We start from the raw sequence: 6,216 nt of genomic DNA on the forward strand, positions 1-6,216 counted from the left end.
GGGCGAGATCAGGACGGGCACTCCTCGAGCAGCCGGTTGACATGCCGGCGTGCGGGCGCGATGAGCTCCTCCGTGTAGCGGTCGAGCGTCGTCGCGCACGCCGCCACGTCGGCGGTCTCGGCCAGGGGCAGAACAAGGCAGGCTTCCGCACCGTCCAGCACGATCTCGCCCCGCACCGCGAATCCCCCATCAGCCGGGACCACGACCGACATCTCGAAGACGATCTCGTGTCCGGGGAGCGTGAGCTCCAGGCCCAGCCGTACGGCCCGGCCCGCCAGATCTGAGATCGGCGCCCAGCGGACGTGGGGGAAGTTGGCATCGGAAAGCGACCGGCCGGTGTCGCTGAACCGCGCCGCCGTCCGCATCAGAGCTCTCAGGAGATCGGCGGCGCCCTTGCTGTTCGCGTCCACCCCGGAAGGTTAGATCATCCGAAGTTCACAATCAGCCAAATTCTGGTTGTTCAGCGTGATTTATCCCCGTCACGGGCGGATCGACGGGACTCGGCCGAGCATCGCGCCAGTCAGCGGAAGGCGTAGCACTCCACCTCGGCGCGGCGATGGGTCATCCCGCCCTGCACGGACTCCTGGACGCAGGCCTGCTCGCGTTCGCTCAGCTTCAGCTCGCCGCAGACGGTGACGCCGGAGTAGGCACGGCAGTCCAGCGTGGGGTCGTGCTTGCCGACGCGGTACTGTTCGGCGACGTCCGCCCGGCACTGTTCGCGGGCCTCCTGCGTATCCGCGTAGCGGCACTGGTTGAGAAGGATCTTGTACTGGTCCTCGCTCACCTGCCGCGGCGCCTTCGCCGGCTGCTGTGACGCCGTGCCCGACTGGACACCCGGCTGGACACCCGACTGGGCGCCCGGCTGCGGTTCCGGTGGCCCCCCGGCCCGCGATCCGGCGTGCGAATGGACGTTGCCTGCGCCGGCGGCGGTCGTGCCCAGCATGGTCATCGTGGCGAACACGGCGACTGCGAAGATCTTCTTCATGGCATTCCCCCTCCTGGGAACGTACCCGCCGAGAGGGAATACCGACCTCCATGCGGCTTTCGGCGGATCCACAGCGATCTATCGGCACGCGTTCAGCGGGACGTCCGCAACGTGCTGGTCGACGCGGACGGCGCTCAGGCCGAGGTTCGGGGCGAAACTGATCGCCACATTCGCGACGGATAACCCCGGGCCCTTGGGCGGCGCGGCATGGACTGACGGCCCGCTCGGCTAGCGCGGGTTCGAACGGAACTCTGCCCACAGATCGACTGCCTGCTGCAAATCGAGAGCGGCGACGTCCTCGCGAGACATGCCGACCGTATAAATCAGACGCTCCGCGAGCCAGTCCGGGACCGGTTCCCGGGGAGACGGTTGATTGACGCGGACGTGGTCGGCCATCGCACCGAGGCGTTCAATGATCTGGCCAAGCAGCACTGTTTCGGGACGCCCCTCCCCGGCGGCACGGACCCTGGCCGTGGCCTCGGCGTACACCTCGGCGTCGGCTTTTTCGCCAACGGCCCACGCCTCGCAGATCTCGATCGACTTATCGGCAACGATGCGGTAGACGACCCGCCATGTGTTGCGCCCCACCACAAGCTTCCGGAATCCGGTCAGCTCTCCAGCCAGGGGATAGCCCGCCTCGGGATCGTCGAGCAGAAGGAGGATCTTTTTGAGCACCTTTGGCGCGGCATCGGGGCCGATCCGCCGCAGATCATCGACGGCCGGATCGGTGAAGACGATATCGGCCACGGCTACTCGTCGTCCGGCATCGCCGCCAGGGATTCACGGGTGTGTCCGAAAGCGGTGAGCACATCGTTGAGCGATACACGCTCCCCGGTATCGGTGACCGAGCGTGCGAGCACCAGCGCCAGATCCCGCAGATCGGCCGCCGCCGCCTCCAACTCCTCCAGCCGACGAATGCTCACGACCGCCGCCACCGGTCGGTGCCGGCGAGTCACGACCAGATCGTTCCCCTGCTCGGCGTCGGCGACCAGTCGCGCGACTCCGCGCTGGGCCGCCTCCGTGACGCTCAACTCAGTGGCATCATGCAACATCGTCATGCAGCTACTGTATAGAAACCTGTACAGAAACTCTATCGCCTCGCCGACCGACTGAGGTCACCCGCACCCGCGGCACGGGCCGAATCTTCGGCATTCATGCCGAAGAGTGCGTCAGTCCTGGCCGGTTCGTCGCCGGGTGACAGCCTCATGGACGTCGCCGAGGAAGGCTTCGATGGTCGCCTGGTCCGCGGCGTCGAACCGTCCGAGGACGGCGACGACCTCATGGATGAGCGGGCCGAAGAAGCCCCATCCGAGCGCGACCGCGCTCTCATCCACTTTCAGCAGCACACGCCGGCGGTCTCGGGTGTCGCGTTCCCGGCGCACATGACCGAGTCTTTCCAGCCGGTCGATCACCGCAGTCGTACCCGCGGAATTGAGGCCGAGATGCGCCCCCAGCGTTCCCGGGGTGGCGGGCGCGCCTGTGCGTGCGGCGTCCAGGAGGCAGATGAGCGCGCGCACATCGGTCGGATGGAGGGCATGCCGGGCGGCGAACTTCTCCCCGATCCGGTCGAGTTCCAGGGTGATGGCGCGCAGCAGGTGCACCACGCGCATCCCGGCGTCCTGTTCGTGCACGTCGCCTGCCGCCTTCCTCCGTCATGGCCACCGCAATATTATGGCAATATCTCGTTCAACGAGATACTTGTTGGGCGAGTTACCTGTCGAGGTGAGGTATGTCCGATGACGGTCACGCCGCGAGCGCGGCCTTCCTCGCCGCCTATGACGCGGTCCTGGAACGTTGGCCGGTCAAGGTCGAGCCGATCGACCTGCCGTCGGCGTACGGCACGACCCGGGTGAACGCGTGCGGACCCGCGGACGCCCCGCCACTGATCCTGCTGCACGGCGGCGGCACCACCGCGGCATCGTGGTTCGCCAACGTCGCGGAACTCGCCCGCCGGCATCGGGTGTACGCCGTGGACCGCATCGGTGAGCCGGGACGGAGCATCCGGGGCGAACGACCTCCTCGCGACGTCCCCGGCCTGCTCGACTGGCTGGACGGGGTGCTCGACGGGCTCAGAATCGGGAGCGCCGCCGTCTGCGGGCACTCCTACGGCGGGTGGATCGCCCTGACGTACGCCCTCCACGCGCCCCAGCGGGTCCGGCGGCTCGTTCTCCTCGACCCGACGCAATGTTGCGGCGGCTTCCGGGTCGGATACCTGGCACGCGCGCTGCCGTCCCTCATCAGGCCGACGGGCTCGCGTGCACGAGCCTTCCTGGCGTGGGAGACCGGCGGCGTTGAAGCCGACCCCGCCTGGCTGCGGCTGTACGGCCTGGCCGCGGAGTTCCCAGACACAAAAGTCGTGATCGGCAAACGGCCCAAGCCCGGATCGCTGCGCGCACTCACGACACCGACCCTGGTGCTCCTCGCCGGACGCGGCAGGGCGCACGACCCTTTTCGCATCGCATCCGCCGTCATGCGCGTCCTGCCGCACGCGGAAACCACGGTGCTACCGGACCTCTCCCATCACGCGATGCCCTGGCACGAGGCCGCCGACATCAACACCCGCATCGTCGATTTTCTCGACAGGACCGCGACCTGAAACCGAACCCCAGGCCGCCGTCGGGCAAAAGCCGTCAGGACGTACCGTGGCGTAGTTCGAGGGCGAGCGAGCGCAGCCACGGCTGGGCGAACGAGGGCTCCTCGGCCATTTGACGGGCAATCCTGGTCCGTACGGCGGACGTACGGCCCCGCTCGACGAGGGCGACGGCCTCCGCGAGAGCGTCAAGCGTCTTGTCGTCGCGCCGGGGCGCGGTGACCGTCTCGTCCGCCCAGCGGATGCGCCGGAACGACAGCGTGAGCTTGTGCTGGTGATTTCCCAGATAGCTCCAGGCGTACGGGTGGATCGACACATTTGTGACGTTCCTGCGGGGCAGATCGGTCGTCCACTCCGCGGCCTGCCACCAACGCCAGGTCTTCGGGCTGGTCTTCCCGCGTGCGGTGATGCCGAGGAAGCGCAGCTTGAGCCGGATGACATCCCAGGGCTCGCGCTCTTCGTCCACCCAGTCTCGGAGGAAGCCGTAGAGGTGGGTGAAGGTGTAACCGGCGTGGACGAGGTCGGCCAACACGAACGGCCTCCTGCGGCGGGCCAGCCGTCGAGGGCTGAGGCCCATGGCGTCCAGGTTGGCCCGCATCTGGCGGACCTCATGGGCGAGCAGCGGCCGTTCGAGCCGGTAGGAGAACGGCAACAGGCGCACCCGGTCGGGCCGCGAGGTGGCCGACAGCGCGCCCGACAACAGATCGAAGACGCTGTCGGTCGAGCGCCCGACGAAATGCACGTCGCCGTCGCCGCTGCGGGCCAGCACCTTCGCCCCGCACTCGATCAGGGCGTCCAGGTACGGCAGCGCGGGCTCGGGACGCCCCTCCAGCAGGTTGCCGAGTTGGTCGCGGCGGACCAGATCCCATCGGAACGGCAGGTTCGGTGTCGCCATTCCCATCATGATGGCGTTTCACGGACCGTCGGCGCTTCTGCTTTTTCGCTCGTACGCTCGGCAGGAGACACCGTTCAACTGACTTGGTTCGCGAACGCGGGATTTAGGGACGCTGCTTCTGGCAGAGCTTCGGCCGATTGACCCGACGGATCCGATCACGCTCCTGGAACTGTCCGATCCGGGTGCGCCATCTTCCCGCGTTCCTTAGATCCGCTGCCACAGAGCGGGAACGATGGGGGGCTCCCAGCCGGGCAAGGACGTGTGCGCCTGGATGCATCGGTAGCGCTGCCCGACGTAGGTCACGGTGTCTCCCACCTTGTAGGGGGTCCAGGTCGCCCAACTGCTCGCCTTGGTAACGGTCAGCGAGAGCCTCGTCCTGGTCATCTGCCACTCAACACTCGCCAGAAGAGTGATTTCGTGGGATCCCGCCACGAGGTCTTCGGCCGTGGTGATCGTCACCGTCGACGCTTCTCCCGCCATGACCGTGGACGGGTTGAAGGTCACGGTTGCCCCGTACGGCGCGATAGCCGACAGCGTCAGGGGAACCGGACCGCTGGACACGATCTCGGTGTTGAGAGTCACGGTGGTCGACTGGCCCGCCTGGACCGTGACCGACGACGGCTCCACCGATGTGAAGATGGTCGGCATGGGAGGAGGCTTGTGGCCGTCGATGGTCAGGAAGAACGTCGCCTCCCGGGTCACCGAGGCGCCAGTGGCCACAACAGTGATCTGATAGGTCCCCTTCGGGATTTGCGACGAAGGAGCGATTGCCAGCGTCGAGTACTGACCGGCCATGATCGTGGGCGAGTTGAAGGAGAAGGCAAGCCCGCTGTCAGGCAGCGGGGGGGTATGCACGCTCAGATTGATCGGCTGGGCACTGCCGTCGGTGACCACGGTGTTCACCCGCGCGAGCACCACCTCGCCCGTCCGGACGGTGACGGCAGCGGAATCAGGGTTGAGCGAAACCGAAAAGTCATCGGCCATGGCATTGCTGTACCGATCGAGCGCCTGCGCCTGGACAGCACCTGCCCGCGCTGTGGGGGCTGCCGAGACGGCAGAGGTCGCCGTCAGCGAAGCCGCGATCATGGCAACCGCCGCCAGTACGGCGACGACACCCGACCTCATCCTGATATTCACTTACGACTCCTGGCTATGGGGGGGTAAAGGAGCTCGAAAGTCCAGACTAGACCCGAGTTGACACCAAGACCATAGGCGGATGCCCTACAGATTTCCGTAGGCTTGGAACTAGAGGATATCGCTCAACAAAAAGTATCATCAACAGCGAAAACCGACGGAATGCATCGGCATTTATTATGCACTGAAAGCTATGGACCGCTCCGAGTTGTTCGCCTCGGCCAAAGTAAGCGAACCGAACAGCTTGCCTGAACCTTGTAGCGAAGGCTTGCCGCAAAGCTTGCTCATGTCGTCCTCGTCTGAGGTGAGGACGATGACGGGACGGGCGGAGCGAAGAGCCGTGGCGGCCGCGACGGCATCGATCGCGTACTTGTGGCCATGGAGACCACTCTCACGAAGCAGGTCCATCGCGCAGGCGGAGACCTCCTCGGTCACCGGTTCGACTCGCAACCGGGACAGGTACCAGCGCAACCGTTCGTTCGTCACCCGGCCGTCGAAAGCCTCGATCGGCGTCAAGGCGCTGATGGCGACGCGGAAGTCATTGTTCTGTGCCTCTCGCACTATCGCCGTGACACGTTGATCTGCCGCATACCATTTTGAGAGGCCCTCGGA

9 protein-coding genes are annotated in these 6,216 nt (G+C 66.3%); 1 reads left to right on the plus strand and 8 read right to left on the minus strand.

The window, feature by feature from the left end; translation table 11 throughout:
• Positions 1 to 8: 8 nt before the first annotated feature.
• The 5 genes from ACFHYQ_RS17980 to ACFHYQ_RS18000 all read right to left on the minus strand — a co-directional run bounded on the left by ACFHYQ_RS17980 (position 9) and on the right by ACFHYQ_RS18000 (position 2,616).
• A complete protein-coding gene (locus ACFHYQ_RS17980; protein ID WP_394302307.1) occupies positions 9 to 410 on the minus strand; it encodes a hypothetical protein in 402 nt (133 codons plus the stop codon).
• 110 nt (positions 411 to 520) lie between these two features.
• A complete protein-coding gene (locus tag ACFHYQ_RS17985) occupies positions 521 to 985 on the minus strand; it encodes a hypothetical protein (protein ID WP_394302308.1) in 465 nt (154 codons plus the stop codon).
• 228 nt (positions 986 to 1,213) lie between these two features.
• Positions 1,214 to 1,732, minus strand: a complete 519-nt coding sequence (locus tag ACFHYQ_RS17990; protein ID WP_394302309.1) for a type II toxin-antitoxin system RelE family toxin — start codon at positions 1,730 to 1,732, stop codon at positions 1,214 to 1,216.
• 2 nt (positions 1,733 to 1,734) lie between these two features.
• Entirely contained in the window at positions 1,735 to 2,043 is a 309-nt protein-coding gene (locus tag ACFHYQ_RS17995) for a type II toxin-antitoxin system Phd/YefM family antitoxin (RefSeq protein WP_394302310.1), read from the minus strand.
• 111 nt (positions 2,044 to 2,154) lie between these two features.
• Positions 2,155 to 2,616, minus strand: a complete 462-nt coding sequence (locus ACFHYQ_RS18000; protein WP_394302311.1) for a MarR family winged helix-turn-helix transcriptional regulator — start codon at positions 2,614 to 2,616, stop codon at positions 2,155 to 2,157.
• A gap of 98 nt (positions 2,617 to 2,714) precedes the next feature.
• Here ACFHYQ_RS18000 and ACFHYQ_RS18005 point away from each other — a divergent pair, with 98 nt between their 5' ends.
• Positions 2,715 to 3,581, plus strand: coding sequence for an alpha/beta fold hydrolase (locus tag ACFHYQ_RS18005; protein WP_394302312.1), 867 nt, complete (start codon positions 2,715 to 2,717; stop codon positions 3,579 to 3,581).
• A 34-nt stretch (positions 3,582 to 3,615) separates the two neighbouring features.
• Here ACFHYQ_RS18005 and ACFHYQ_RS18010 read toward each other — a convergent pair whose 3' ends face one another.
• The 3 genes from ACFHYQ_RS18010 to ACFHYQ_RS18020 all read right to left on the minus strand — a co-directional run.
• Positions 3,616 to 4,470 (minus strand): hypothetical protein, encoded by an 855-nt coding sequence (locus ACFHYQ_RS18010; RefSeq protein WP_394302313.1) that lies wholly within the window; start codon positions 4,468 to 4,470, stop codon positions 3,616 to 3,618.
• 204 nt (positions 4,471 to 4,674) lie between these two features.
• Entirely contained in the window at positions 4,675 to 5,556 is an 882-nt protein-coding gene (locus ACFHYQ_RS18015; protein ID WP_394302314.1) for a carbohydrate-binding protein, read from the minus strand.
• A gap of 225 nt (positions 5,557 to 5,781) precedes the next feature.
• Positions 5,782 to 6,216 (minus strand): hypothetical protein (locus ACFHYQ_RS18020; RefSeq protein ID WP_394302315.1); only part of this gene is annotated, 435 nt, incomplete at its 5' end.

This window comes from Sphaerimonospora cavernae (assembly GCF_042435035.1).
GTDB classification, from domain to species: Bacteria; Actinomycetota; Actinomycetes; order Streptosporangiales; family Streptosporangiaceae; genus Sphaerimonospora; species Sphaerimonospora cavernae.

What these genes read in the sequence shown, in the direction of transcription:
- ACFHYQ_RS17995 (WP_394302310.1), bottom strand. Translation starts at nt 2,043, where the DNA reads ATGACGATGTTGCATGATGCCACTGAGTTGAGCGTCACGGAGGCGGCC.
- ACFHYQ_RS18010 (WP_394302313.1), bottom strand. Translation starts at nt 4,470, where the DNA reads ATGGCGACACCGAACCTGCCGTTCCGATGGGATCTGGTCCGCCGCGAC.
- ACFHYQ_RS18015 (WP_394302314.1), bottom strand. Translation starts at nt 5,556, where the DNA reads ATGATCGCGGCTTCGCTGACGGCGACCTCTGCCGTCTCGGCAGCCCCC.
- ACFHYQ_RS17985 (WP_394302308.1), bottom strand. Translation starts at nt 985, where the DNA reads ATGAAGAAGATCTTCGCAGTCGCCGTGTTCGCCACGATGACCATGCTG.
- ACFHYQ_RS18005 (WP_394302312.1), top strand. Translation starts at nt 2,715, where the DNA reads ATGTCCGATGACGGTCACGCCGCGAGCGCGGCCTTCCTCGCCGCCTAT.